Origin of the sequence: Streptomyces sp. NPDC057271, from assembly GCF_042668715.1 — a bacterium.
In the GTDB taxonomy this organism is placed as follows: Bacteria; Actinomycetota; Actinomycetes; order Streptomycetales; family Streptomycetaceae; genus Streptomyces.
On record NZ_JBHUYJ010000012.1, the window covers coordinates 101,588 to 126,515 of the forward strand.

Consider the following 24,928-nt stretch of genomic DNA (forward strand, 5'->3'; position numbering starts at 1 on the left):
CGTACGGTGCGGTCTCCGTATCTCCGGCCACGTTTGCTTCTCTCTTCACGTCCCGGGTCCCGGCGCATTGCTTGTGGCGGGTTGTCTTTCGGCGCGCCCCCCCGCCACGGACCGGGGCAGGCGCGTCAGCGCCAGCGGCTGACCTCCACGTTCTCCAGGACTCCGAGGGCGTCGGGCACGAGTACCGCCGCCGAGTAGTAGGCCGTGACCAGGTAGGAGATGATCGCCTGCTCGTCGATGCCCATGAAGCGGACGGAGAGGCTCGGCTCGATCTCGTCCGGGATGCCCGTCTGGTGCAGGCCGATCACGCCCTGCTCGGACTCGCCCGTACGCATACAGATGATCGACGTGGTCCGGGCGTCCGAGACCGGGATCTTGTTGCACGGGTAGATCGGCACCCCGCGCCAGGTCGGGATCCGGTTGCCGTTGATCTCGATGGACTCGGGGACGAGGCCGCGCCGGTTGCACTCGCGTCCGAAGGCGGCGATGGCGCGCGGGTGGGCGAGGAACATCTTGGAGCCCCGGCGGCGTGAGAGGAGTTCGTCCATGTCGTCCGGGCTGGGCACGCCGTCGTGGGGCTGGAGGCGCTGTCCGTAGTCGCAGTTGGAGAGCAGGCCGAACTCACGGTTGTTGATCAGCTCGTGCTCCTGGCGCTCGCGCAGCGCCTCGACCGTGAGCCGCAACTGCTGCTCGGTCTGGTTCATCGGCTGGTTGTAGAGGTCGGCGACCCTGCTGTGGACCTTCAGGACCGTCTGCGCGACCGAGAGTTCGTACTCGCGCGGCGAAGCGTCGTAGTCCACGTACGTGTGCGGGACGGTCGCCTCGCCGACGTGGCCGGCGGAGAGGTCGATCTCGGCCTCGCCGTACTTGTTGGTGCGCTGGTGGGGCAGTGCGGCGACGCTCGCGAGATGGTCGGCGAGCGAGGTGGCCCGCTCGGCCAGGTTGCGCACGTCGTCACGGGTCAGCTCGAGGACGGTGCAGGCGGTGGCCGCGCGGGCGGTCCACTCCCAGGTGGCGTCCGCGTGGGTCAGCGCGCTGTCGCCGAAGTACGCGCCGTCGGCGAGGACGCCGAGGATCGCCTCGTCGCCGTACGGTCCCTCGCCGATCTGCTCGATCTTGCCGTGCGCCAGGAGGTGGACGCGGTCGGCGGACTCGCCGGCGGCTGCGACCACCTCGCCCGGCGCGTACTCCCGCTGGCGGCAGCGCGTGGCGAGTTCGGCGAGGGCCTCCTCGTCCTCGTAACCACGCAGCGCGGGGAGTTCGCCGAGTTCGGCGGGGATCACCGCGACACGCTCTCCGGTCTGCACGAAGGTGACGCGACCGTCACCGACGGAGTAGCTGAGCCTCCGGTTCACCCGGTAGGTACCGCCCTGGACCTGCACCCACGGCAGCGTACGCAGCAACCACCGAGAGGTGATCTCCTGCATCTGGGGCGCGGACTTGGTGGTGGTAGCCAGGTTCCGCGCGGCGGCGGTACCGAGACTCTGCTGCGGGGCTGTCTGTTCCGCGCGGACCTCGTCGCCAACCGAACCAACGGACATGGAACTCCCTCTCGATGTGAATGACTGCGAGAGGAAGCCTTTCAGCACGGAGAGTGCGCGCGCCATTACACAAATGAGTGGGAGTGATCGTCCTCCGGCTGGGCATGTCCTTCGGTTCCACTCGAACAGCGCAGCTCGACCGCCCGGTGGCGCGGTGTCCGGATCGGCTCGCACACGGGCCGAACGGATAGCCGCGGACTCGCTCGCTCCAGTACTCCGTTGTCCGGGGCGCTTCGGCCCCGTCCCGTTCCGCTTACCCCGAAGGAGGCGGTCATGGCCCCACCCATGTCCCCGAGCAGGTTCCTCGGCGCCCTGCGCGCCGAGGGCCTCTCGGTCGTCCAGGTCGGCGAGTGGCGTACGCACAACCGCAACCACAAGGGCCCCTGGGGGCCGGTCCACGGCGTGATGATCCATCACACGGTCACCCGGGGCACCGCGAACACCGTCCGACTCTGCCGGGACGGGCACGGCGCCTTGCCCGGGCCGCTCTGCCACGGTGTGATCGCCAAGGACGGCAGGGTCCATCTCGTCGGCTACGGCCGCGCCAACCACGCGGGGGCCGGCGACGACGACGTGCTGCGGGCGGTCATCGCCGAGCAGCGTCTCCCGCCCGACAACGAGGCCACGACGGACGGAAACCGGCACTTCTACGGATTCGAGTGCGAGAACCTCGGGGACGGCAAGGACCCGTGGCCGAAGGTCCAGCTGGAGGCCATCGAGAAGGCCGCCGCGGCGGTCTGCCGGGTACACGGCTGGACCCAGCGCTCGGTGATCGGCCACCTGGAGTGGCAGCCGGGGAAGGTCGACCCGCGCGGCTTCACGATGGCCTCGATGCGCGCGCGGATCGGCGAGCGCCTGCGGTAGAGGGGGCGGCCCGGAGGAGACAATGGCCGGGTGAACGCGTTCGACCTCTCCCGCCTGCGGCCCCGGCTCCCGTCCCCCCTGGAGCCGGTCGAGGACGAGCGCTTCACCCGGCGCGGCCTGCGGCTTCTGCTCAAGCGCGACGACCTGATCCATCCGGATCTGCCGGGCAACAAGTGGCGCAAGCTGGCGCTCAACCTCCGGGCGGCCGACGGTCGTCCGCTCCTCACCTTCGGCGGCGCGTACTCCAACCATCTGCGCGCGACGGCCGCCGCCGGACGGCTGCTCGGCTTCGGCACCATCGGGGTCGTGCGCGGGCAGGAGCTGGCCGACCGCCCCCTGAACCCCTCACTGGCGCGGTGCGCGCAGGACGGGATGCGGCTGGTGTTCGTGGACCGCGCCACGTACCGCGCCAAGGCGGACCCCGAGGTGCTGGCCGGACTGCTCGCGCAGTCCCCCGAGGGGACCTACGTCGTCCCGGAGGGCGGCAGCAACGCCCTCGCCGTCGAGGGCTGTGTGGAACTCGGCCGCGAGCTGCGCGGGACGGCCGACGTGGTCGCCGTCGCCTGCGGCACGGGGGGTACGCTCGCCGGCCTGGCGGCCGGTCTGGGCCCCGGGCAGCGGGCGCTCGGCATACCGGTCCTCAAGGGCGGCTTTCTGGGCGGGGAGATACGGGCCCTGCAGGGGGCCGCGTTCGGCGGTCCGCGGGGCGAGTGGAGCCTCGACGAGCGCTTCCACGGCGGCGGTTACGCCCGTACGACGCCGGACCTCGACGCGTTCGCACGGGAGTTCGAGGCGTGGCACGGACTCGCCATCGAGCGGCTGTATGTCGCCAAAATGCTGTACGGACTCGTCACCCTGGCCGAGGAGGGCGCGTTCGCCCCCGACACGACCGTCGCGGCGGTGATCACCGGCACCCCGCAGTGACGGCGCACACAACCCCGCGCTGACGGCGCACACGGCCCCCGCAACGACCGCCCGCACAGCCCCGCACTGACGACCCGTGGTGACTTCCCCGCGGCGACGCCCGTCGTGGGCGCCCCGTCCCTCCCTCAGGCCCTCTCCTCCCGGTACGCCGCCGCCTCCTCCAGATCGAGGCGGCGCAGCAGCGTCCGGAGCATCTCGTCGTCGATGCGGCGCTCGTCCCTGAGCCGGACGAACACCTCGCGCTCGGCTTCGAGCACCTCCCCGGCGAGCCGGCGGTAGGTGTCGTCCGCCGTCTCGCCCGTCACCTCGTCGACCGCGCCGAGGCGCTCCCACACCGCGTTGCGGCGCCGTTCCATGACCGCGCGGAGCCGGTCGGCCAGCGGCTGCGGCAAGGCGTTGCGTTCGTCGCTCAGCAGGGCGTCGAGGCGTTCCTCCGCCGCCCGGGAGGCCTCGCTCTGGGCCTGCGCCTCGGCCAGGGTCTCCGCGTACGCGTCGCGGCCGGGAAGCTTCAGGAGGCGGATCAGCGGCGGCAGGGTGAGGCCCTGGACCACCAGCGTCCCGATCACGGTGGTGAAGGTGAGGAAGAGGACGAGGTTGCGGGCGGGGAACTCCTCGCCGTGCGTCGCCGGCGGGATGGAGAAGGCGATGGCCAGCGAGACCACACCGCGCATGCCGGCCCAGCCGACGATCAGCGGCGCCCTCCAGTCCACTCCCGGTTCCCGCTCCCGGATCCGCTGGGACATCCAGCGCGGCAGGAAGGTGGCGGGGTAGACCCAGACGAAGCGGACGACGACCACGGCCACGAAGACCCCGAGGGCGTACGCGGCCGCCTCGCCGATCCCGTACCGCCCGAGGCCCTGGACGACGTACGACAGCTGCAGGCCGATGAGGGCGAAGACGGCGGACTCCAGGATGAAGGCGACCATCTTCCACACGGCCGCCTCCTGGAGGCGGGTCGCGAAGTCCACCTGCCAGTTGCGGTGCCCGAGGAAGAGGCCGACGACGACCACGGCGAGGACGCCGGAGGCGCCGACCTCCTCGGCCGCCGCGTAGGCGACGAAGGGGATCAGCAGCGAGAGGGTGTTCTGCAGCAGCGGCTCGCCGAGCCGGCAGCGGAGCCAGTGGATGGGAGCCATCAGGATCAGGCCCACGCCGACGCCGCCGACCGCCGCGAGCGCGAACTCGCCGACGCCGCCCGCCCAGCTGATGCCCTCGCCGACCGCGGCGGCGAGCGCGACCTTGAAGGCCGTGATGGCGGTGGCGTCGTTCACCAGGGACTCGCCCTGGAGGATGGTGGTGATCCGGTTCGGCAGACCCAGCTTGCGGGCGATCGCGGTCGCCGCGACCGCGTCCGGCGGCGCGACGACCGCGCCGAGCACGAGGGCGGCGGTCAGCGGCAGGTCCGGGACGAGGACGTACGCGAGCCAGCCGACCGCCACGGTGGCGAAGAGGACGTACCCGACCGAGAGCAGGGCGACGGGCCGGATGTTGGCCCGCAGGTCGAGGTACGAGGAGTCCACCGCCGCCGTGTAGAGGAGCGGGGGAAGGATGAGCGGAAGGATGATGTGCGGGTCGAGCGTGTAGTCCGGGACGCCGGGCACGTACGAGGCGGCGAGGCCGGCGGCCACCAGGAGCAGCGGCGCGGGCACCGGCGTCCTGCGGGCCGCTCCGGCCACCGCGGCGCTGACCGCGACGAGTCCCACCAGCTGCAGTGCGTTCATCCCCGCGTCCCCGTCCCCGGCTCGTCCCAGCACGTAACCTGGCCATCATGAGCGAGTGCCCTCACGTTGCCGAAATGCCGCGCCCCGAACCGGCGCCGCTGACCGACACCTGTCCCGAGTGCCTGGCCGACGGCACGCACCCCGTCCAGCTGCGGCTCTGTCTCAGCTGTGGGCACGTGGGATGCTGCGACTCCTCGGCGGGGCGGCACGCCAGCGGGCACTTCTCGACCACCGGCCACCCGGTGATGCGGACCTTCGAGCGGAACGAGCGCTGGCGGTGGTGTTTCGTGGACGGTTCGATCGTCTGAGGGGTGGGTACGACAATCCTCCGCCGGTCGCTCGCAATTGGGCCCCGCAGACCTCTAGCCACTGTCCGTGCTCATGGCCTTACCATGAGTGACAGACGGGGGTGAGGGGTCCCGACCGGGGCCCACGGCGACACGGCAGCATGGATCGCGATAGCGTCACGGCGGATTACGCAACCGACTGCGTACCGCCCGGTTCGGGGCTTTCTCCCCCGAACCCCGAATGAGCTTGTGCCACCTTGGAGGTGAGGGTGTCCCAGATCGCAGGCGAGCCCGGGTCCCAGGACTTCGTGGAAGTCCGGCTGCCCGCTGCGGGTGCCTACCTGTCGGTGCTGCGTACGGCCACGGCCGGCCTCGCGGCACGCTTGGACTTCACCCTCGACGAGATCGAGGACTTGCGGATCGCGGTCGACGAGGCGTGCGCCATCCTGCTCCAGCAGGCCGTACCGGGCTCCGTCCTCAGCTGTGTCTTCCGCCTCGTGGACGACTCGCTGGACGTGACGGTCTCGGCGCCGACGACGGACGGGCGGGCTCCGGAGCGGGACACCTTCGCCTGGACGGTGCTCTCCGCGCTGGCCGGGAAGGTCGAGTCGTCCGTCGCGGACGACAAGACCGTCTCCATCAGCCTGTACAAACAGCGCGGCGCGGGGCCAGGCCCGGCGTGAGGAGCGGGGACGCGACGGCCGGCATCCCTGAGCAGCAGGCGCGGCCGCATCCGGAGGTCGAGGTCGAGGTCGCTACGGAGCAGGCGGTCCAGATGAGCGAGCACGAGCAGCACAACGAGGTCCTCAAGGACGCCGAGGAGACGGAGACCTCCACGGCCTCCGAGAACACGGGGGCCCCCGGGACCGCCGAGGTCCCCGGGGCGGTCTCCGAGACCTCGCGGACCTCCGAGGTTGCCGAGGTCCATGAGGTTGCCGAGGTCCATGAGGACTCCGAGGCCCCGGAGGTCTCCGAGTCGCACGAGGCCCCGGATCCGCACGACCGGAGCGGGGCGCGCGCGCTCTTCGTCAAGCTGCGCGAGCTCCCGGAGGGTTCTCCGGAGAAGGCGGAGCTGCGCAATCAGCTGGTACGGATGCACCTGCCGCTGGTCGAGCACCTGGCCCGGCGGTTCCGCAACCGGGGCGAGCCGCTCGACGACCTGACGCAGGTCGCGACGATCGGTCTGATCAAGTCGGTGGACCGCTTCGACCCGGAGCGCGGCGTCGAGTTCTCGACGTACGCGACACCGACGGTCGTCGGCGAGATCAAGCGGCACTTCCGGGACAAGGGCTGGGCGGTGCGCGTGCCGCGCCGGCTGCAGGAGCTGCGGCTCTCACTGACGACGGCGACGGCGGAGCTGTCCCAGCTGCACGGCCGCTCGCCGACCGTGCACGAGCTCGCGGAGCGGCTCGGGATCTCGGAGGAGGAGGTCCTGGAGGGCCTGGAGTCGGCGAACGCCTACTCGACACTCTCCCTGGACGTGCCGGACACGGACGACGAGTCCCCGGCGGTCGCCGACACCCTCGGCGCGGAGGACGAGGCCCTGGAGGGGGTCGAGTACCGGGAGTCGCTCAAGCCGCTCCTGGAGGACCTGCCGCCGCGGGAGAAGCGGATCCTGCTGCTGCGGTTCTTCGGCAACATGACCCAGTCGCAGATCGCGCAGGAGGTCGGCATCTCACAGATGCACGTCTCGCGTCTGCTGGCCCGCACGCTGGCCCAGCTCCGGGAGAAGCTGCTCGTCGAGGAGTAGCCGAGGAGCGGCGGTCGAGGAGGACCGCCGTCACGCCTCGCCGCGGCGGCCGATGCCCAGGGCCTCGGTCGTCGCGGGGTTCACCAGGAGGACCAGGCCGCCGACGGCGAGGGCGGCGAGGGCGATACCGGCCGGGATCATGGCGCTGTTCGCCTGGAGGAGCTGCCAGGCGACCGGCAGCGCCAGGATCTGGGTGATGATCGCCGGCCCGCGGCTCCAGCTCCGCCGCAGCAGCAGTCCGCGTGACGCGGCCCCCGGGATCAGACCGAGCGCGATCAGCGTCACGCCACCCATCAGGGCCTGCGTCAGGCCGTCCGGGTCGCCGGTGAACGCCGTCACGAGCACGTACACGCCCCCGGCCACCAGGGCGAGGGCTTCGATTCCGGCCACCGCCGCGGCCGCGGTCAGCCGGACGGGTCGGGGGGTCTGCTCCGTACTGCTCATACCAGGCAGGGTAGCGGGGCCCGGCCGGCGCTCCGTGGGTCAGGGGCCGTCCCGCGGGGGCGTCCGCCAGATGGCCACGACTGGGATCGGTACCGCCGGGTAGGTACGCTGGCGGCCATGCGCGCACTTCTTGTGGTCAATCCGGCAGCCACCACCACCAGTGCCCGCACGCGTGACGTCCTCATCCACGCCCTCGCGAGCGAGATGAAGCTGGAGGCCGTCACGACCGAGTACCGCGGGCATGCCCGCGACCTCGGCCGCCGGGCCGCCGACTCCGAGGACATCGAGCTGGTCGTCGCCCTGGGTGGCGACGGGACGGTGAACGAGGTCGTCAACGGGCTGCTCCACGACGGACCGGATCCGGACCGGCTGCCGGGTCTCGCGATCGTCCCCGGCGGGTCGACCAACGTCTTCGCCCGCGCGCTCGGACTGCCCAACGACGCTGTCGAGGCGACGGGCGCGCTGCTCGACGCGCTCCGTGAGCGCCGTGCACGCACAGTGAGCCTCGGGCTGGCGTCCGGCACCCCGGGGACGGAGGACGAAGGAGTCCCGTCCCGCTGGTTCACGTTCTGCGCCGGATTCGGTTTCGACGCGAGTGTCATCGGGCGAGTCGAACAGCAACGGGAACGCGGCAAGAGGTCCACGCACGCGCTCTACCTCCGGCAGGTGTTCCGCCAGTTCCTGGAGGAGCCGAACCGCCGGCACGGAACGATCACCCTGTCCCGCCCCGGCGAGGAGCCGGTCGAGGACCTGGTCCTCTCCATAATCTGCAACACCTCCCCCTGGACCTACCTGGGCAATCGTCCGGTGTACGCGTCTCCGGCAGCCTCGTTCGAGACGGCCCTCGACGTGCTCGGACTGAGCCGGCTCTCGGCCCCCGCGGTGGCCCGGTACGCCACACAGCTGCTCACTTCCAGCCCCGAGCGCGGCCCGCGCGGCAAGCACGCCCTGACTCTTCACGACCTCACCGACTTCACCTTGCATTCGAAGGTTCCGCTCCCCCTCCAGATGGACGGAGACCACCTCGGACTGCGTACGAGCGTGACGTTCACAGGCGTTCGCCGTGCACTGCGTGTGATTGTGTGAGCGGAAGGGCCGAAAGTCCTTTCACTCGAACGTTTAGGCTGCCATCCACCCCTTAGAAGTACGGCTGTGACCTAGTCGACACCGAGGAATCAAAAAAAACTTTCCTGAAGGGGTTGTATCCGCTGCCGAGGTTTGCGAGTCTCTTCTTGGCGATCGGGACGGCCCGCAAGACCGGCCTCCACTGAGAGCCAGAACCCCTCCTCAGTCCAAGGACCACACCAGTTCATCTGGCAGTCGGCCCTTCACTTACGGGGGGATTCGTGAAAGCGTTCACATTCACAAGCAACCAGCTTGTAACACTCAGAGAGGTAGCAGCCATGGACTGGCGTCACAACGCCGTTTGTCGTGAGGAAGACCCCGAGCTGTTCTTCCCCATCGGCAACACCGGTCCTGCGCTGCTGCAGATCGAGGAAGCCAAGGCCGTCTGCCGCCGCTGCCCCGTCATGGAGCAGTGCCTGCAGTGGGCGCTCGAGTCCGGCCAGGACTCCGGCGTCTGGGGTGGCCTCAGCGAGGACGAGCGCCGCGCGATGAAGCGCCGTGCCGCTCGCAACCGGGCGCGCAACGCGAGCGCCTGAACACCCTGAATAGCCTGAGGCAGGCGGCGCGTACATCGCGTGCGCAATCACCGCTCCCGAGCCGCAGCGCGCAGCAGTAACCCACAGCATTCGAGCCCCGGACCGACTCCTTCGGTCCGGGGCTCGCTGCTGTGTGCCGCCCGGTCGCGCGGCTACTTCTGGGAGCGTACGGGGATGTCGAGGACCACCCGGGTGCCGCGCTCCGCACCCGGCTGCATGTCGAACGTGCCGCCCAACTCCCCTTCCACCAGGGTTCGTACGATCTGCAGGCCGAGGTTGCCGGCGCGCTGGGGGTCGAAGCCCTCGGGCAGGCCGCGGCCGTCGTCCCTGACCGTGATCAGCAGCCGGGCGTCGGCGCGGGGTTCGCCACGGACGGCCGTCACCTCGACGGTGCCGGTCTCGCCCTGCGCGAAGGCGTGTTCCAGGGCGTTCTGGAGGATCTCGGTGAGGACCATGGAGAGCGGGGTGGCGACCTCGGCGTCGAGGATGCCGAAGCGGCCGTTGCGCCGACAGGTCACCTTGCCCGGGGAGATCTCCGCGACCATCGCGATCACCCGGTCGGCGATCTCGTCGAACTCCACCCGCTCGTCCAGGTTCTGGGACAGCGTCTCGTGCACGATGGCGATCGAACCGACTCTGCGCACGGCCTCGTTGAGGGCCTCGCGCCCCCGGTCGGAGTCCATCCGGCGCGCCTGGAGCCGGAGCAGCGCGGCCACGGTCTGGAGGTTGTTCTTCACCCGGTGGTGGATCTCCCGGATGGTGGCGTCCTTGGTGATCAACTCGCGCTCGCGGCGACGCAGTTCGGTGACGTCCCGGAGGAGGACGAGTGAACCGATGCGGGTGCCCTTGGGCTTGAGCGGGATGGCCCGGAGCTGGATGACGCCGCCGTTGCCCTCGACCTCGGCCTCGCGTGGGGCGTAGCCGGAGGCCAGTTTGACCAGGGCCTCGTCGACGGGGCCGCGGGAGGGGGCGAGTTCGGCGGTGATCTGGCCGAGGTGCTGGCCGACGAGGTCGGCGGCGAGGCCGAGCCGGTGGTACGCGGAGAGGGCGTTGGGCGAGGCGTACTGGACGATGCCGTCGGCGTCGAGCCTGATCAGTCCGTCGCCGGCTCGCGGCGAGGAGTCCATGTCGACCGCTTCACCGGGGAAGGGGAAGGAGCCGGCGGCGATCATCTGGGCCAGGTCGGAGGCGGACTGGAGGTAGGTGAGTTCCAGGCGGGAGGGGGTCCGCACGGTGAGCAGATTGGTGTTCCGGGCGATGACACCGAGGACACGGCCCTCGCGGCGTACGGGGATGGACTCGACCCGTACGGGGACCTCCTCACGCCACTCCGGGTCGCCCTCGCGCACGATCCGGCCCTCGTCGAGGGCGGCGTCGAGCAGCGGACGGCGGCCGCGCGGAACCAGATGGCCCACCATGTCGTCCTGGTAGGAGGTCGGCCCGGTGTTGGGCCGCATCTGCGCCACGGAGACGTAGCGCGTGCCGTCCAGGGTGGGGACCCAGAGAACGAGGTCGGCGAAGGAGAGGTCGGAGAGCAGCTGCCACTCCGAGACCAGCAGGTGGAGCCACTCGAGGTCGGACTCACTCAGAGCGGTGTGCTGGCGGACGAGGTCGTTCATGGAGGGCACATGAGCGAGCGTACCCGCGGAATCGAGGGGCCATGAACCTGGATCTCCAGGCCTTCGTGTTGGAGGATGGACCGGGAACGCAGCCTTGCCGGTGGATGGACAGACGAGAATGGTCTAGTCCACAATGGCGGAGCAGCGTTCTTGTGAATACCTCCGCCCTCCCCGCACAGGAGGGCGGACGAGGGGATCGGCGCTCTCTGCCCTGACTGCGCCGAGACCTCCCATAACGGCCGCGGGACCGCACATCCTCGGCCGGGCAACTCCGGGCTGCGGTGCCGGACGGGTTGAGGGTCCCGTCGGGCGCCGTAGCCCGCGGGTGTCTTTCGGGCCGGTGACGACCCCCGCCCCCCTCCACCGGCATCCCGCCGAGCGCGTCGCGCGTCGGCCGAAGGAGCAGTGGATCCACGCCGGGCGAGCCCCGCCCGCCCTGCCGACGGGCAGGGGCTCCGGTGGCTGCGCGAGGCGGACGGTTCGACGATGAGAAGGGCGCCCACGCGCACCGTCCACGGACCGGAAGGGCCTGAGCGGACGGCCCTCGCTCTGCTAGATTGAGCTCGATTGGTCTATACCACCAGGCCCCTCACCAGCCCCTCACCAGATCGGCAGGCACAGCGTGGAAGTTGTCATCGTCCCGGACGCCACGGCAGGCGGAGAGCTCATCGCGGACGGCATCGCCGGCCTCCTGCGCCGCAAGCCCGACGCGCTGCTCGGCGTTGCCACCGGCTCGACTCCGCTGCCCATCTACGAGGCCCTGATCGCACAGGTCAAGGCCGGTTCCGTGGACGCCTCGCGCGCCCGGATCGCCCAGCTCGACGAGTACGTGGGACTGCCCACCGGGCACCCCGAGTCGTACCGCTCCACCGTGCTGCGCCAGGTCGTCGAGCCGCTCGGGCTCTCCGAGGGCGCCTTCATGGGCCCCGACGGTTCGGCGGAGGACGTCCAGGCGGCCTGCGAGGCCTACGACCAGGCCCTGCGCGACGCCGGCGGGGTCGACCTGCAGATCCTCGGCATCGGGACCGACGGCCACATCGGCTTCAACGAGCCCTGCTCGTCGCTCGCCTCGCGGACCCGGATCAAGACGCTCACCGAGCAGACCCGCGTCGACAACGCGCGCTTCTTCGAGAACGACATCGAGCAGGTGCCGCACCACGTCATCACCCAGGGCATCGGCACCATCCTGGAGGCCCGTCACCTGGTCCTCCTGGCCACCGGCGAGGGCAAGGCCGACGCCGTGGCCCAGACCGTCGAGGGTCCGGTCGCCGCGCTCGTGCCGGCGTCCGCGCTGCAGCTCCACCCGCACGCCACGGTCGTCGTGGACGAGGCCGCCGCTTCCAAGCTGAAGCTCGCGGACTACTTCCGTCACACCTTCGCCAACAAGCCCTCCTGGCAGGGCATCTGAAGCGTCCGTACGCGGTCCGTACGCGAAGGGGCCCGGCACCTGGTTCAGGTGCCGGGCCCCTTCGTACGCCCCGGGCAGGGGACCGGTCTCAGACCCCGGCGATGGCCTCCGCCGCCGCGCGTCCGCAGACCCGGGCCGCGCCGTGCGTGGCGATGTGCAGCGCGCCCCGGGGCTCGGCCTGGTTCAGGCCCATCTCCACCACGACCGTGTCCGGGCGGGCCGCCAGCAGGCCGTCCAGGGCCTCGGTCATCCACGGGTACCGGTGGGCGTCCCGTACGACCGCGACGATCCAGCGCTCACCGGCGGCGGCGAGCACGGCGTCCACCGACGGCTCGTCGTAGGCGCCGGTCTCGGTGCCGGGCAGCAGCCGCTCAAGCTCCGCCGCGACGCCCCAGGGCGTCTCGTCGCCCACGGCGATGTTGGCCACCGGGGTGAAGGCGGCGACGTAGGGGGCGCCGGTGACCGGCGTGTAGGGCCGCTCCCCCGTCGTGACCGTCAGGGCCCGGCGGGCCGCGACGAGTCCGATCTCGGTGCCGGGCGCGGTCCCCTCCTGCACTGCCGCGCCCGGCCCCGGTACAGCCCCCCTGGCCCGGTGCGCCTGGGTCCAGGCCGCCAGGGCGCGTACCCGCGCCGCGGCGTCCGCCAGACGCCCCTCGGGCAGTTCACCGGTCCGTACCGCTGCGACCAGCGCGTCGCGCAGCCGCAGTACGGTGTCCTCGTCGGCCAGCCCGCCGCCGACGCAGATGGCGTCGGCGCCCGCGGCGATCGCGAGGACGGATCCACGCTCGATGCCGTACGTCGCCGCGATGGCCTGCATCTCCATGCCATCGGTGACGATCAGCCCCTCGAAGCCCAGCTCCTGGCGCAACAGACCGGTGAGGATCTGCGGGCTCAGGGTGGCCGGGCGGTCCGGGTCGAGCGCGGAGAGCAGGATATGCGCGCTCATGACTGCTTTGGTACCCGCGGCGATCGCGGCGCGGAAAGGTACCAGCTCACGGGCGTGCAGTGTGGCGAGGTCCACATCGATCCGGGGCATCGCGTGGTGCGAGTCCACGTTCGTGTCGCCGTGCCCGGGGAAGTGCTTGGTGCAGGCGGCGACGCCGACGGCCTGGAGGCCCTCGACGTACGCCACGGTGTGCCGGGCGACCAGATCGGGGCCGGCGCCGAAGGACCGGACGCCGATGACGGGGTTGTCGGCGTTGGAGTTCACGTCGGCCGACGGGGCCCAGTTGAGGTCGACCCCGCAGGCGGCGAGCCGGCGGCCGAGTTCCTCGGCGACGGCGCGGGTGAGGTCGACGTCGTCGACCGCGCCGAGGGCGTAGTTGCCGGGGAAGGAGGAGCCGTGCCGGACCTCCAGGCGGGTGACGTCCCCGCCCTCCTCGTCGATGGCGACCAGGACGTCGTCGCGCTCGGCCCGCAGCCGTGCGGTGAGCGCGGCGAGCTGCTCGGGGGAGGCGATGTTCCGGCCGAACAGTCCGACCGAGGAGAGCCCTTCGCCGATCCTGCGGAGGAGCCAGTCGGGCGCGGTGGTGCCGAGGAAGCCGGGCTGGAGGACCGTGAGCGCGTCACGGGTCAGGGTGTCCGAGGCGGTTGCGACTGTGGTCATGGGCGGTGTCATCCCTTCACCGCGCCGGCCGTCAGGCCGGCGGCCATCTTGCGCTGGACGAGCAGGAAGAGGATCACGATGGGGACGGCCATCATCGTGGAGCCCGCCATCATCGGGGCGTACTCGGTGCCGTTCTTCGTGATGAAGTTGCCGAGCCAGACGGTGGCCGTCTGGTTCTGCTGGCTCATCAGCATCAGTGCGTAGAGGTACTCGTTCCACGCCTGGATGAAGCCGTAGACGGAGGTGGCGACCATGCCGGGGGCGAGCAGCGGGAAGACGACACGGACGAACGCGCCGGTGCGGGTGCAGCCGTCGACCTGGGCGGCCTCCTCCAGCTCCTTGGGGATGTTGACGATGAAGCCGCGCAGCGTCCACACCGTGAAGGGGAGGATGAAGGTCAGGTACGTGATGATCAGGCCGCTGAGCCTGTCGTACTGGCCCAGGTCGTTGAGCATCAGGAAGACCGGGATGATCATCGCCACGAGCGGGACCATCTGGACGGCGAGGATGCCGACGATGACGATCTTGCGGCCGCGGAAGGCGAAGCGCGAGATGGCGAGCGCCGCCAGCATGCCGACGACGATGCCGATGACGACGACCACGGACGAGACGGCGAGGCTGCGGGTGACCGGGCCCCAGAAGTCGGCGATCTCCAGCGCGCGCTTGAAGTTCTCCAACGTGAAGGTGGAGGGGAAGAAGTGCGGGTCGGGGTCGATGGCGTCCTTGGCCGGCTTGAAGGCCGTGTTGACCATCCAGTAGACCGGGAAGCCGAGCGTCACGAAGACGAGGAGCCCGATCAGGTTCCAGCCGAGCTTCGTCTTGCGGCGGCCGGCGACGGCGGGGCGGGTGACGGTGGGGCGGGTGACGGCGGGGGCCGCGGTGTCCGTGCTCACTCCACCTCTCCGATCTTCAGCATCTGACGCATGTACACGGCGACCACGCCGAGCAGCAGCACGACGGTGACGAGCGCGATCGCGGAGCCGGTGCCGTAGTCGTTGACGACGAACGCCTTGTCGAACGAGTACGTGGTGAGCAGCTGGAACTCGGCCTCGGGGTGGCCGTTGCGCATCACGTAGACCTGCGGGAAGACGCCCATGTCCCAGATCACCGAGAGCGTCGTCAGCATGACGATGATCGGCTTGAGGATGGGCAGGGTGACGAAGCGGAAGACGCCCCAGGCTCCGGCGCCGTCGAGGCGGGCGGCCTCCTCCAGCTCCTTGGGGACCTGGGTCAGGCCGGCGCTGAGCGTGATGACGACGAAGGGCACGGCGCCCCAGACGACCAGCAGCATGATGACGGCCAGGCCCTGGGGGCCGCTGGCGAACCAGTTGTGGCCGATCATGTCGACGCCCGGCAGTTTGCTGAGCAGCCAGTTGAGGACGCCGTAGTCGGTGTCGAAGAGCCACTTGAAGATGGCGGTGGCGACGATGATGGGCATACCCCAGCTCGCCACGAGCGCGATGTTGATGAGCGCCTTGACCCAGCCGGAGACCCGCTGCAGCAGCAGTGCGATCAGCATGCCGAGGACCATCGTGAGGACGACGGCGCCGCCCGCGAAGATCACGGTGCGCAGGACGACGGCCCAGAACTCGCCGTCACCGAGGATCTTGGTGAAGTTCTCGACGCCCGCCCACTCCGCCTCCTGAAAGCCCCAGAGCTGGGGCTGCCCGAAGTACTGGAACGAGAGGGTCACCAGGCGCACGAGCGGGTAGCCGAGCACCAGGAGCAGGATCAGGAGGCAGGGCGCGAGCAGCAGCCAGGGGATGCCACCCCCGCCCACGGTCGGCTTCTTCCCCGCTTTCGGGGTCCCGGCTGCGGAGCCGGATGGTGGCGATTGCCGCACCGGCGGCACCTTCGCGGTGGTTGTGTCTGCGGCACTCATCCCGTGCTCCTCAGCGATCCCTCTCGTGGTACGGGAAGCAGGGCCCCGTCGTCCCCCTTCGAGGCTCGGCTCTCCGGGGCGCACGGCGTGCGTCGACGGTCGATCGTGCTCGGGTCGCTCGTTCCTCGCGACCCTCCGCGCGTTCTCCCTTTCGGCACCCGCGCGCCCCTTCGGCTCCCTCGCCGGGGTGACGGGGCCCTGCCCATAGGTCACTTGGTGTTGATGACCTTGTCGATCGCGGCGTCCGCGTCCTTGGCGGCGGCGTCGACCGACTTCTTGCCGTTGGCGATCTCGATCAGCATCGTCTTGAGGATCTGGGCCTTCTCGACCTGGCCCCAGCCCGGGGCGGTCGGCACGAACCAGCTGGACTCGGCGGCGGTGGCCGGGACCGTGGTGGCCGGGTCGGCCTTCAGCGGAGCGAGGTCCTTCTTGTTGTTGGGCAGGTTGCCCTTGGCGGCGAGGCCCTTCTGGCCCTCGGCGCCGGTGAAGGCGGCGATCCACTCGGCCGCGACGCCCTGCGCCTTGGACTTGACCGGGATGGCGAGGTCCGAGCCGCCGAGGAAGACCGGGAGGGCCTTGCCGGACGGGCCGGGCATGACGAAGTTCTCGACCTTGTCCGCCAGGCCGCCGACCTTGTCGTTCTCCGGGGTGGCGGAGGTGGCGCCCTCCCAGCCGGCGGCGAACATCGTCGCGGCGTTGCCCTGGCCGAAGACGACGGGACGGTCGGACTCGTCCTTGGTCTTGTCGCCGTGCATGTACTTGTCGAGGATGCCCTTGTACTCGTTGAGGCCCTTGAGGGACTCGGGCGAGGACAGGTTCGCCTTCCAGGTCTCGCCCTCCTGCTTGGCGATGGAGCCGCCGGCGCCGTAGACGAAGGCCATCGCGCCGTACCAGTCCGGTGCCGGCTGGTACCAGGCGCTGAACTTGGGGCCCTTCTTCTTCTGGATGGCGTCGAGCGCGGAGGTCAGCTCGGCCCAGGTCTTCGGGGCGGCCTTCACGCCGACCTCGGCGGCGATGTCCTTGCGCCAGGTGCCCACGCGGCCACCGGCGTAGTAGGGGACGCCGTAGGTCTTGCCGTTGTAGGTGACCGACTCCTTGAGGGCGTCGAGCCACTGGTCCGAGTTCTCGAACTTCGAGGCGTCGACCTCGGCGAAGGCGCCCTTGGCCATGTAGCTGATCATCTCGGAGTTGCCCATCTCGACAACGTCCGGGGCCTTGTCCGTGGCGAGCACCGCGTCGAGCTTGGTGTTCTTGTCCGGCCAGCCGTAGTACTCGTGCTTGATCTTGATGCCCGGGTGCTTCTTGGTCACCGCGTCGTCGGCGGCCTTGACCAGCTCCGGCCAGTTGTTCTGGGCGTCGACCGTCAGCCAGACGGTCAGCTCCTTGGCGTCGCCGCCGGCGTTGTCCCCGCTCTTCTCAGTACCGCCACACGCCGCGATGCTGACCATGATGCCCGCGACGCCGATCGCCGCGATGAGCTTGCGCTTCACGCCACCCTCCTCAGGGATGCCTGCAACCCCCCCACCGCGCGAAGACATACGTCGAGTAGTGCTCGTGGGGCTGGGACCTGGTCTTTAATGGTTTAGACCAGTACCCGGAGCTTGGCCTAGACCTTTAGGGGTGTCAAGGGTGTATAAGAAGGGCAGTCGGGTCCGTTATCGGACCGACACCTGAGGGAGGGCGACGACCCGTGACCGGTCCGTGCCACCATGTGAGCCGCGACAGACGGAGGAGCCGGTGACGGCAGCAGCACAGGAGTCGGGAAGGCAGGCCATGGCCACGGACGCGGGCGGCACGGAGAAAGAGGGCGGGGTCGGCACCCGCACCGCCCGCGTGCCCAAGTACTACCGACTGAAGCGGCATCTGCTCGACATGACGGAGACACTGCCACCCGGCACTCCCGTCCCGCCGGAGCGCACACTCGCCGCGGAGTTCGACACCTCGCGCACCACCGTGCGCCAGGCCCTGCAGGAGCTGGTCGTCGAGGGCCGCCTGGAGAGGATCCAGGGCAAGGGCACGTTCGTCGCCAAGCCCAAGGTCTCGCAGGCGCTCCAGCTCACCTCGTACACCGAGGACATGCGCGCACAGGGCCTTGAGCCCACCTCGCAGCTGCTCGACATCGGGTACGTGACGGCCGACGACACCCTCGCCGGGCTGCTCGACATCTCGCCCGGCGGACGCGTGCTGCGGATCGAGCGGCTGCGGCTCGCGAGCGGTGAGCCGATGGCGATCGAGACCACGCACCTGTCGGCCAAGCGCTTCCCGGCGCTGCGCCGGTCCCTGGTGAAGTACACCTCGCTCTACACAGCGCTGGCCGAGGTGTACGACGTGCACCTCGCCGAGGCCGAGGAGACCATCGAGACCTCGCTGGCGACCCCGCGCGAGGCCGGGCTGCTCGGTACGGACGTGGGCCTGCCGATGCTGATGCTCTCCCGCCACTCGCTGGACGCCCAGGGCGAGCCGGTCGAGTGGGTGCGCTCGGTGTACCGCGGTGACCGGTACAAGTTCGTGGCCCGGCTCCAGCGCCCCAACGGCTGAGCGGAGAACACCGACTCGGCGTGAACCGATGCCCCGGCACATCCGTGAGGAGTGTCGGGGCATTGTCGTGTCCATCGGTCCGCGCAGATCGACACCCGTCCGTTATTCGGACGAGGGTTCCGTGGAGCGAGACAGGTCCCTAGATTTCACGCGCATTACGCATGATCCATGCGATCCATGGTGTTCAGCGAGAGGACGGAGTCGCCGTATGTCTGAAGTGACACAAGGGAAACAACCGGTCGTCACACCGGTCCGTGTGGTGGTCGCGCTCTGTCTGATCGCGCCGTTCGTGGCGATGCTCTGGGTGAGTTCGTACGCGAGGGTCGAGCCGGTCTTCGCCGGGATCCCGTTCTTCTACTGGTACCAGATGGCCTGGGTCGTCATCTCGACCGCGCTGACCATGATCGCTTACAAGCTGTGGCAGCGTGACCAGCGCGCCCGCGAGGAAGGTGCGACGAAGTGAAGGACGGCGTGAACGGCGTCGCACTCGCCGTCTTCATCTTCTTCTTCCTGGCCGTCACGGTCATGGGATTCCTCGCCTCGCGCTGGCGCAGGGCCGAGAACGAGAACAGCCTCGACGAATGGGGCCTCGGCGGCCGCTCGTTCGGCACCTGGGTGACCTGGTTCCTCCTCGGCGGCGACCTCTACACCGCGTACACCTTCGTCGCCGTCCCCGCGGCGATCTACGCGGCGGGCGCGGCCGGCTTCTTCGCCGTGCCGTACACGATCCTGGTCTACCCGCTGATCTTCACCTTCCTGCCCCGCCTCTGGTCGGTGTCGCACAAACACGGATACGTGACGACCTCCGACTTCGTCCGCGGCCGCTTCGGCTCCAAGGGCCTCTCGCTCGCGGTCGCCCTCACCGGCATCCTCGCCACCATGCCGTACATCGCCCTCCAGCTCGTCGGCATCCAGGCCGTGCTGGACGTGATGGGCGTGGGCGGCGGCGAGAACACGCACTGGTTCATCAAGGACCTGCCGCTGCTCATCGCCTTCGGCGTCCTCGCGGCGTACACGTACTCCTCGGGACTGCGGGCCCCGGCGCTCATCGCCTTCGTCAAGGACACCCTGATCTACATCGTCATCGCGGTGGCGATCATCTACATCCCGATCAAGCTGGGCGGCTTCGACGAGATCTTCGCCAAGGCGGGCGAGGCGTACGCGACGATCAACCCGGCGACCGACAAGCCGCGCGGCGCGCTGGTGCCCGGCGAGATGGGCCAGTGGGGCTACGCGACGCTGGCGCTCGGCTCGGCGCTCGCGCTCTTCATGTACCCGCACTCGATCACGGCGACGCTCTCCTCGCGCAGCCGCGACGTGATCCGCCGCAACACCACGATCCTGCCGCTCTACTCACTGATGCTGGGCCTGCTGGCGCTGCTCGGCTTCATGGCGATCGCCGCCGGGGTCAAGGTCTCCAACGGCCAGCTCGCGATCCCGCAGCTCTTCGAGAACATGTTCCCGGACTGGTTCGCGGGCGTGGCCTTCGCCGCCATCGGCATCGGCGCGCTGGTACCGGCAGCGATCATGTCGATCGCCGCCGCCAACCTCTTCACCCGCAACATCTACAAGGACTTCCTGAAGCCGGACGCCACGCCGGAGCAGGAGACCAAGGTCTCCAAGCTGGTGTCGCTGCTCGTGAAGGTCGGCGCGCTCGCCTTCGTCCTCACCATGGACAAGACGGTCGCGATCAACTTCCAGCTGCTCGGCGGCATCTGGATCCTGCAGACCCTCCCGGCGCTGGTCGGCGGTCTGTTCACCCGCTGGTTCCACCGCTGGGCGCTGCTCGCCGGCTGGGCCGTCGGCATGCTCTACGGCACGGCGGCGGCGTACGGCGTGGCCAGCCCGACCCAGAAGCACTTCGGCGGCTCGTCCGCCGAGATCCCGGGCATCGGCGAGATCGGCTACATCGGCCTCACCGCCTTCGTGATCAACGTGATCGTCACCGTCGTCCTGACCTTCGTCCTGAAGGCCGTGAAGGCGCCCGAGGGCGTCGACGAGACGTCTCCGTCGGACTACACGGCGGACGCGGGTGACGCGGGCGTGAAGCCGCTGCCCAAGGTCGGCGCCGGTCACTGACCGTTCCGGTACGGCGAAGGGCCCGGGGTCTCCGCGAGGAAATCCCGGGCCCTTCGCCGTACCCCCGACGCAGACTGTCCCCATGGACTTCACCATCAGGGCGGTACGGCCCGAGGAGCACGAGGCCCTCGGCGACATCACCGCGCGCGCCTATCTCGACGACGGACACCTCGACTTCGGCGAGGACGACGGCTATCTCCCTCTGCTGCGGGACGTGCCCCGGCGGGTCGCGGAGGCGGAGGTGCTGGTGGCGGTGGACCGCTCGGGCGTCGTGCTCGGCGGGGTGACCTTCGCCCGTGGCGGCGAGGAGTGGGCCGACCTCGCGGGCGAGGGCGAGGCCGAGTTCCGGATGCTCGCCGTGGCGAAGGACGCGCGGGGCCGTGGTGTCGGCGAAGCGCTCGTACGGGCCTGTGTGGAGCGGGCGCGGGAGACCGGGGGATGCCGTCGCATGGTGCTCTCCACCCAGCCCCGGATGGCCGCCGCGCACCGGACATACGAGCGGACGGGCTTCGTACGCACGCCCGGCCGGGACTGGAGTCCGCTCGCCGACATGGACCCTTTGCTCACCTACGCCCTGGAGCTCTGACTCGCCAACGACACAACATGTGGGGGGTGCTTCGAGGAGCGCCCCCCACATGTATGCTCATCCTCGCTGTCCTCGCAGGGGAATCCGGTGGAAATCCGGAACTGTCCCGCAACGGTGTGGATTCTGCGTGCTTGTGCACGCCGACCGAGTCCGAAGACCTGCGGACGGCGCGCCCGGTCCTTCCGTTCCGGGTGCCACAGACGTCCGGGCCTCGCGGAGTGGGCCGTGGCGCGGCCCTCCCCCGTCCACGGGTGCGGCCGCCGCCCGCCTCCCTCCGCCGGCCCCGAGCCGAGCGAGGGAGAGCCCCCACGTGACCATCGCGCCCGCCGATCCGGCCGCAGCGATCGAGAGCGACGGCAACGAGAGCGACGGACCCGGGACCGTGCTTCTGCGGACCCTGACCGACCTCACCGCCGACCTCACCGACACCGACCCCGGCAAGGTCGCCGCCGCCGCGCTGCGCGGCCGCAACGCCGGTTCGGACGAGGCGGAGCTGCGCGAGCTGGCCACGGAGGCGGCCGCGGGTCTGATCGCCGAGGACCCCGCGTACTCCCGGCTCGCCGCCCGGCTGCTCACGATCACGATCGCCGACGAGGCGGCCTCGCAGGGCTCGGTCACCTTCTCCGCGTCCGTCACCGTCGGTCACCGCGAGGGCCTGATCGCCGACCGTACGGCCGAGTTCGTCCGGCGGCACTCCGAGCGGCTCGACGCGCTCGTCGACGCGGACGCGGACGACCGCTTCGGCTACTTCGGCCTGCGGACCCTCTACTCGCGCTATCTGCTGCGCCACCCGATCACCCGCCAGGTGATCGAGACCCCGCAGCACTTCATGCTGCGCGTCGCCTGCGGCCTCGCCGAGGACGACTCCACCCGCGCGCTCGACGAGGTCGCCGCGCTGTACGGGCTGATGAGCCGGCTCGACTACCTGCCCTCCTCCCCCACGCTCTTCAACTCCGGCACCCGCCACCCGCAGATGTCGTCCTGCTACCTCCTCGACTCCCCGCTGGACGAGCTGGACTCCATCTACGACCGGTACCACCAGGTCGCGCGGCTCTCGAAGCACGCGGGCGGCATCGGCCTCTCGTACTCCCGCATCCGCGCCCGCGGTTCGCTGATCCGCGGCACGAACGGGCACTCCAACGGCATCGTGCCGTTCCTGAAGACGCTGGACGCCTCGGTGGCGGCCGTGAACCAGGGCGGACGGCGCAAGGGCGCGGCCGCGGTCTACCTGGAGACCTGGCACGCGGACATCGAGGAGTTCCTGGAGCTGCGCGACAACACCGGTGAGGACGCCCGGCGTACGCACAACCTGAACCTGGCGCACTGGATCCCGGACGAGTTCATGCGCCGGGTCAACGCGGACGCCGAGTGGTCGCTCTTCTCCCCGGCGGACGTGCCCGAGCTGGTGGACCTGTGGGGCGAGGAGTTCGACGCCGCGTACCGCGCCGCCGAGGCGAAGGGGCTGGCCCGCAAGACCATGCCGGCCCGTGACCTGTACGGCCGGATGATGCGGACCCTGGCCCAGACCGGCAACGGCTGGATGACCTTCAAGGACGCCTCGAACCGTACGGCCAACCAGACCGCGGAGCCGGGCCACACCGTCCACTCCTCCAACCTCTGCACGGAGATCCTGGAGGTCACGGACGACGGCGAGACGGCCGTCTGCAACCTGGGCTCGGTCAACCTCGGCGCGTTCGTGGTCGGTTCGGACATCGACTGGGAGCGGCTGGACGCGACCGTCCGCACGGCCGTCACCTTCCTCGACCGGGTCGTCGACATCAACTTCTACCCGACCGAGCAGGCGGGCCGCTCCAACGCCCGCTGGCGCCCGGTCGGCCTGGGCGCGATGGGCCTCCAGGACGTCTTCTTCCAGCTGAAGCTGCCCTTCGACTCCGCCGAGGCGCGCGCGCTGTCCACCCGTATCGCCGAGCGGATCATGCTCGCCGCGTACGAGGCGTCCGCCGACCTCGCCGAGCGGAGCGGGCCGCTGCCGGCCTGGGACAAGACCCGCGCGGCCCGCGGTGTCCTGCACCCCGACCACTACGACGTGGAGCTCAACTGGCCCGAGCGCTGGGCCGCGCTGCGTGAGCGGATCGCCGCGGTCGGCATGCGCAACAGCCTGCTGCTCGCCATCGCGCCGACGGCGACGATCGCCTCGATCGCGGGCGTGTACGAGTGCATCGAGCCGCAGGTCTCCAACCTGTTCAAGCGCGAGACGCTCTCGGGCGAGTTCCTCCAGGTCAACTCGTACCTGGTGGAGGAGCTGAAGAGGCTCGGCGTGTGGGACGCGCAGACCCGTGAGGCGCTGCGCGAGTCCAACGGCTCGGTGGCCGGCTTCACCTGGGTCCCTGCCGAGGTGCGCGAGCTGTACCGGACGGCGTGGGAAATCCCGCAGCGCGGTCTGATCGACATGGCGGCGGCCCGCACTCCGTTCCTCGACCAGTCGCAGTCCCTGAACCTGTTCATGGAGACGCCGACGATCGGCAAGCTGTCGTCGATGTACGCGTACGCCTGGAAGCAGGGCCTGAAGACGACGTACTACCTGCGTTCCCGCCCGGCGACCCGGATCGCCCGCGCGGCCCAGGCGTCGACGGCCGCCGCCGCCCCCATCCCCGTACAGGCGACCCCCGAAGACGCCGTCGCCTGTTCCCTTGAGAACCCCGAGTCCTGCGAGGCCTGCCAGTAATGAGTGCCAACGAACAGAAGAACCTCCTCGACCCGGGCTTCGAGCTGACTCTCCGCCCCATGCGCTACCCGGACTTCTACGAGCGCTACCGGGACGCGATCAAGAACACGTGGACGGTGGAGGAGGTCGACCTCCACTCGGACGTCGCCGACCTCGCCAAGCTGACGCCGGGTGAGCAGCACATGATCGGCCGGCTGGTCGCGTTCTTCGCGACGGGTGACTCGATCGTCGCGAACAACCTCGTGCTGACGCTGTACAAGCACATCAACTCCCCCGAGGCGCGGCTGTACCTGTCGCGCCAGCTGTTCGAGGAGGCCGTGCACGTCCAGTTCTATCTGACGCTGCTCGACACCTACCTGCCCGACCCGGAGGACCGCGCGGCGGCCTTCGACGCGGTGGAGAACATCCCCTCGATCCGCGAGAAGGCGCAGTTCTGCTTCAAGTGGATGGACTCGGTCGAGAAGATCGACCGGCTGGAGACCCAGGCCGACCGCCGCCGCTTCCTGCTGAACCTGATCTGCTTCGCGGCGTGCATCGAGGGCCTGTTCTTCTACGGCGCCTTCGCCTACGTGTACTGGTTCCGGTCCCGCGGTCTGCTGCACGGCCTCGCGACCGGCACCAACTGGGTGTTCCGCGACGAGACGATGCACATGAACTTCGCCTTCGAGGTCGTGGACACCGTCCGCAAGGAGGAGCCGGAACTCTTCGACGACGCGCTCCAGCAGCAGGTGACCGACATGCTGAAGGAGGCCGTCGAGGCGGAGCTGCAGTTCGGCCGGGACCTGTGCGGTGACGGGCTGCCGGGCATGAACACCGAGTCGATGCGCGAGTACCTCCAGTGCGTCGCCGACCAGCGCCTCCAGCGTCTGGGCTTCGCCCCGGTGTACGGCTCCGAGAACCCGTTCGCGTTCATGGAGCTCCAGGGCGTCCAGGAGCTGACGAACTTCTTCGAGCGCCGTCCGTCCGCCTACCAGGTGGCGGTCGAGGGCTCGGTCGACCTGGACGAGGACTTCTAGTGCCGCATCAGGCAACGTTCGCCCCGTCGTGACGTGGCGCCCGGTCGCTGTTCCGGGCGGCACTGGACGGCCAGAATGATCACGTGGCTGAACGCGTACAGGTCCGCGAGATCGATGACGACGAGGGCAGACGGCTGCTGCGGATCGTCCGCCGGGGCACCGGGTCGGTGGTGACCTGGCGGCGGGCCCAGATGGTGCTGCTGTCCGCCCAGGGCATGCCAGTGGCGAGGATCGCCGAGGTCACCTTCACCAGCGCGGACCGGGTCCGCGACGTGATCCACGACTTCAACACGGACGGCTTCGACTCGCTGTATCC

The 24,928-nt window shown here is 70.0% G+C and carries 23 protein-coding genes and 1 riboswitch; of the genes, 15 read left to right on the forward strand and 8 right to left on the reverse strand.

Annotated features, from left to right (window positions below):
* Window positions 1-125: 125 nt before the first annotated feature.
* Window positions 126-1,541, reverse strand: coding sequence for a family 2B encapsulin nanocompartment shell protein (locus ACFUJR_RS08970; RefSeq protein WP_383178330.1), 1,416 nt, complete (start codon window positions 1,539-1,541; stop codon window positions 126-128).
* A gap of 273 nt (window positions 1,542-1,814) precedes the next feature.
* On the opposite strand from ACFUJR_RS08970, the gene ACFUJR_RS08975 reads away from it, so the two are divergent.
* Window positions 1,815-2,405, forward strand: a complete 591-nt coding sequence (locus ACFUJR_RS08975; RefSeq protein ID WP_383178333.1) for an N-acetylmuramoyl-L-alanine amidase — start codon at window positions 1,815-1,817, stop codon at window positions 2,403-2,405.
* A 30-nt stretch (window positions 2,406-2,435) separates the two neighbouring features.
* The gene (locus tag ACFUJR_RS08980) at window positions 2,436-3,329 is read left to right on the forward strand and encodes a 1-aminocyclopropane-1-carboxylate deaminase/D-cysteine desulfhydrase (RefSeq protein WP_383178336.1); all 894 of its coding nucleotides are present in this window, start codon (window positions 2,436-2,438) and stop codon (window positions 3,327-3,329) included.
* 125 nt (window positions 3,330-3,454) lie between these two features.
* Here ACFUJR_RS08980 and ACFUJR_RS08985 read toward each other — a convergent pair whose 3' ends face one another.
* Window positions 3,455-5,050, reverse strand: a complete 1,596-nt coding sequence (locus ACFUJR_RS08985) for a Na+/H+ antiporter (RefSeq protein WP_383178339.1) — start codon at window positions 5,048-5,050, stop codon at window positions 3,455-3,457.
* Window positions 5,051-5,097: 47 nt separating this feature from the next.
* Between ACFUJR_RS08985 and ACFUJR_RS08990 the strand changes: the two genes are divergently transcribed.
* From ACFUJR_RS08990 to ACFUJR_RS09000, 3 genes are all read left to right on the forward strand, one after another.
* Entirely contained in the window at window positions 5,098-5,358 is a 261-nt protein-coding gene (locus ACFUJR_RS08990; RefSeq protein WP_352186996.1) for a UBP-type zinc finger domain-containing protein, read from the forward strand.
* Between the two features lie 248 nt (window positions 5,359-5,606).
* Window positions 5,607-6,020 carry an anti-sigma regulatory factor gene (locus ACFUJR_RS08995; RefSeq protein WP_361436509.1) on the forward strand — a complete coding sequence of 138 codons (414 nt, stop codon included), beginning with the start codon at window positions 5,607-5,609 and terminating at the stop codon, window positions 6,018-6,020.
* Complete coding sequence (locus ACFUJR_RS09000) at window positions 6,017-7,087, forward strand: RNA polymerase sigma factor SigF (RefSeq protein WP_383178343.1); 1,071 nt, start codon at window positions 6,017-6,019, stop codon at window positions 7,085-7,087. Before ACFUJR_RS08995 ends, ACFUJR_RS09000 begins: the two co-directional genes overlap by 4 nt.
* 30 nt (window positions 7,088-7,117) lie before the next feature.
* On the opposite strand, the gene ACFUJR_RS09005 is transcribed toward ACFUJR_RS09000, so the two are convergent.
* Window positions 7,118-7,531, reverse strand: a complete 414-nt coding sequence (locus ACFUJR_RS09005) for a hypothetical protein (protein ID WP_383178346.1) — start codon at window positions 7,529-7,531, stop codon at window positions 7,118-7,120.
* A gap of 117 nt (window positions 7,532-7,648) precedes the next feature.
* Between ACFUJR_RS09005 and ACFUJR_RS09010 the strand changes: the two genes are divergently transcribed.
* On the forward strand, window positions 7,649-8,617 hold the full coding sequence (locus ACFUJR_RS09010) for a diacylglycerol/lipid kinase family protein (protein WP_383178349.1): 969 nt from the start codon (window positions 7,649-7,651) through the stop codon (window positions 8,615-8,617).
* Window positions 8,618-8,934: 317 nt separating this feature from the next.
* Window positions 8,935-9,192, forward strand: a complete 258-nt coding sequence (locus tag ACFUJR_RS09015; protein ID WP_003953983.1) for a WhiB family transcriptional regulator — start codon at window positions 8,935-8,937, stop codon at window positions 9,190-9,192.
* A gap of 152 nt (window positions 9,193-9,344) precedes the next feature.
* On the opposite strand, the gene ACFUJR_RS09020 is transcribed toward ACFUJR_RS09015, so the two are convergent.
* Complete coding sequence (locus tag ACFUJR_RS09020; protein WP_383178355.1) at window positions 9,345-10,811, reverse strand: sensor histidine kinase; 1,467 nt, start codon at window positions 10,809-10,811, stop codon at window positions 9,345-9,347.
* 622 nt (window positions 10,812-11,433) lie between these two features.
* Here ACFUJR_RS09020 and nagB point away from each other — a divergent pair.
* Entirely contained in the window at window positions 11,434-12,219 is a 786-nt protein-coding gene (gene nagB / locus ACFUJR_RS09025; protein ID WP_383178352.1) for a glucosamine-6-phosphate deaminase, read from the forward strand.
* Window positions 12,220-12,307: 88 nt separating this feature from the next.
* On the opposite strand, the gene ACFUJR_RS09030 is transcribed toward nagB, so the two are convergent.
* The 4 genes from ACFUJR_RS09030 to ACFUJR_RS09045 all read right to left on the reverse strand — a co-directional run bounded on the left by ACFUJR_RS09030 (window position 12,308) and on the right by ACFUJR_RS09045 (window position 17,197).
* Window positions 12,308-13,825, reverse strand: coding sequence for a glycoside hydrolase family 3 protein (locus ACFUJR_RS09030; RefSeq protein ID WP_383178215.1), 1,518 nt, complete (start codon window positions 13,823-13,825; stop codon window positions 12,308-12,310).
* Between the two features lie 8 nt (window positions 13,826-13,833).
* Window positions 13,834-14,718: a carbohydrate ABC transporter permease gene (locus ACFUJR_RS09035; RefSeq protein WP_383178212.1), complete on the reverse strand. Its 885-nt coding sequence runs from the start codon at window positions 14,716-14,718 to the stop codon at window positions 13,834-13,836.
* Window positions 14,715-15,707 (reverse strand): carbohydrate ABC transporter permease, encoded by a 993-nt coding sequence (locus ACFUJR_RS09040; protein WP_383178209.1) that lies wholly within the window; start codon window positions 15,705-15,707, stop codon window positions 14,715-14,717. Before ACFUJR_RS09040 ends, ACFUJR_RS09035 begins: the two co-directional genes overlap by 4 nt.
* A gap of 209 nt (window positions 15,708-15,916) precedes the next feature.
* A complete protein-coding gene (locus ACFUJR_RS09045; RefSeq protein WP_383178206.1) occupies window positions 15,917-17,197 on the reverse strand; it encodes an extracellular solute-binding protein in 1,281 nt (426 codons plus the stop codon).
* 283 nt (window positions 17,198-17,480) lie between these two features.
* Here ACFUJR_RS09045 and ACFUJR_RS09050 point away from each other — a divergent pair, with 283 nt between their 5' ends.
* The 7 genes from ACFUJR_RS09050 to ACFUJR_RS09080 all read left to right on the forward strand — a co-directional run.
* On the forward strand, window positions 17,481-18,245 hold the full coding sequence (locus tag ACFUJR_RS09050; RefSeq protein WP_383178218.1) for a GntR family transcriptional regulator: 765 nt from the start codon (window positions 17,481-17,483) through the stop codon (window positions 18,243-18,245).
* Window positions 18,246-18,453: 208 nt separating this feature from the next.
* Entirely contained in the window at window positions 18,454-18,708 is a 255-nt protein-coding gene (locus tag ACFUJR_RS09055; RefSeq protein WP_383178203.1) for a DUF3311 domain-containing protein, read from the forward strand.
* The gene (gene mctP, locus ACFUJR_RS09060; protein WP_383178200.1) at window positions 18,705-20,324 is read left to right on the forward strand and encodes a monocarboxylate uptake permease MctP; all 1,620 of its coding nucleotides are present in this window, start codon (window positions 18,705-18,707) and stop codon (window positions 20,322-20,324) included. Before ACFUJR_RS09055 ends, mctP begins: the two co-directional genes overlap by 4 nt.
* Window positions 20,325-20,406: 82 nt before the next feature.
* Window positions 20,407-20,910 (forward strand): GNAT family N-acetyltransferase, encoded by a 504-nt coding sequence (locus tag ACFUJR_RS09065; protein WP_383178197.1) that lies wholly within the window; start codon window positions 20,407-20,409, stop codon window positions 20,908-20,910.
* Between the two features lie 78 nt (window positions 20,911-20,988).
* A riboswitch (cobalamin riboswitch) is annotated at window positions 20,989-21,069 on the forward strand.
* A 151-nt stretch (window positions 21,070-21,220) separates the two neighbouring features.
* Window positions 21,221-23,596: a ribonucleoside-diphosphate reductase subunit alpha gene (locus ACFUJR_RS09070; RefSeq protein WP_383178193.1), complete on the forward strand. Its 2,376-nt coding sequence runs from the start codon at window positions 21,221-21,223 to the stop codon at window positions 23,594-23,596.
* Complete coding sequence (locus tag ACFUJR_RS09075) at window positions 23,596-24,612, forward strand: ribonucleotide-diphosphate reductase subunit beta (RefSeq protein ID WP_383178190.1); 1,017 nt, start codon at window positions 23,596-23,598, stop codon at window positions 24,610-24,612. The genes ACFUJR_RS09070 and ACFUJR_RS09075 overlap by 1 nt, the downstream gene beginning before the upstream one ends.
* Before the next feature lie 83 nt (window positions 24,613-24,695).
* A partial coding sequence (locus ACFUJR_RS09080; protein WP_383171832.1) for a helix-turn-helix domain-containing protein occupies window positions 24,696-24,928 on the forward strand: 233 nt, incomplete at its 3' end.

What these genes read in the sequence shown, in the direction of transcription:
- ACFUJR_RS08970 (WP_383178330.1), bottom strand. Translation starts at nt 1,541, where the DNA reads ATGTCCGTTGGTTCGGTTGGCGACGAGGTCCGCGCGGAACAGACAGCC.
- ACFUJR_RS08975 (WP_383178333.1), top strand. Translation starts at nt 1,815, where the DNA reads ATGGCCCCACCCATGTCCCCGAGCAGGTTCCTCGGCGCCCTGCGCGCC.
- ACFUJR_RS08985 (WP_383178339.1), bottom strand. Translation starts at nt 5,050, where the DNA reads ATGAACGCACTGCAGCTGGTGGGACTCGTCGCGGTCAGCGCCGCGGTG.
- ACFUJR_RS08990 (WP_352186996.1), top strand. Translation starts at nt 5,098, where the DNA reads ATGAGCGAGTGCCCTCACGTTGCCGAAATGCCGCGCCCCGAACCGGCG.
- ACFUJR_RS09005 (WP_383178346.1), bottom strand. Translation starts at nt 7,531, where the DNA reads ATGAGCAGTACGGAGCAGACCCCCCGACCCGTCCGGCTGACCGCGGCC.
- ACFUJR_RS09010 (WP_383178349.1), top strand. Translation starts at nt 7,649, where the DNA reads ATGCGCGCACTTCTTGTGGTCAATCCGGCAGCCACCACCACCAGTGCC.
- ACFUJR_RS09015 (WP_003953983.1), top strand. Translation starts at nt 8,935, where the DNA reads ATGGACTGGCGTCACAACGCCGTTTGTCGTGAGGAAGACCCCGAGCTG.
- ACFUJR_RS09020 (WP_383178355.1), bottom strand. Translation starts at nt 10,811, where the DNA reads ATGAACGACCTCGTCCGCCAGCACACCGCTCTGAGTGAGTCCGACCTC.
- ACFUJR_RS09030 (WP_383178215.1), bottom strand. Translation starts at nt 13,825, where the DNA reads ATGACCACAGTCGCAACCGCCTCGGACACCCTGACCCGTGACGCGCTC.
- ACFUJR_RS09040 (WP_383178209.1), bottom strand. Translation starts at nt 15,707, where the DNA reads ATGAGTGCCGCAGACACAACCACCGCGAAGGTGCCGCCGGTGCGGCAA.
- ACFUJR_RS09050 (WP_383178218.1), top strand. Translation starts at nt 17,481, where the DNA reads ATGGCCACGGACGCGGGCGGCACGGAGAAAGAGGGCGGGGTCGGCACC.
- ACFUJR_RS09055 (WP_383178203.1), top strand. Translation starts at nt 18,454, where the DNA reads ATGTCTGAAGTGACACAAGGGAAACAACCGGTCGTCACACCGGTCCGT.
- ACFUJR_RS09065 (WP_383178197.1), top strand. Translation starts at nt 20,407, where the DNA reads ATGGACTTCACCATCAGGGCGGTACGGCCCGAGGAGCACGAGGCCCTC.
- ACFUJR_RS09075 (WP_383178190.1), top strand. Translation starts at nt 23,596, where the DNA reads ATGAGTGCCAACGAACAGAAGAACCTCCTCGACCCGGGCTTCGAGCTG.